Origin of the sequence: Pseudoduganella buxea, assembly GCF_009720835.1 — a bacterium.
GTDB lineage: Bacteria > Pseudomonadota > Gammaproteobacteria > Burkholderiales > Burkholderiaceae_D > Rugamonas > Rugamonas buxea.
In genome coordinates this window covers 1-297 of sequence record NZ_WNKZ01000300.1, presented here as the reverse complement: position 1 = coordinate 297, position 297 = coordinate 1, and the positions used below count along the sequence as shown (strand labels likewise).

Sequence of the window (297 nt, the reverse complement as noted above, 5' to 3'; positions counted from 1 at the left end):
GCCCTGCACGGCAATGAAGCCGATGGCGATCGCGGCACCACAGCCGGCGCTCGCTGGCCCTGGCCGCCGCCATCGCCATCGGCTTCATTGCCGTGCAGGGCGCCGCCTCGTCCGTGGGGCGGCAGCGCATCACGGCGGCGCTGCAGGGCATCGACCCGGCCGCGCGCGTGCTGGATGTGGCGATGACGGCCTATCCGGCCCAGCCCCTGTGCTGGGCCTTCGTCACGGTCGAAGCGAACGAGGCGGCCGGCAGCTACCGGCTGCGCCGCGGCTCGCTGAGCCTGGCGCCGGCGCTGC

General features: G+C 75.1%; 1 pseudogene. It reads left to right on the top strand.

The annotated features are described in order from the left end of the window. Positions 1-92 precede the first annotated feature (92 nt). Positions 93-297, top strand: a pseudogene (locus GM672_RS28000) (metal-dependent hydrolase); the annotation flags it as partial.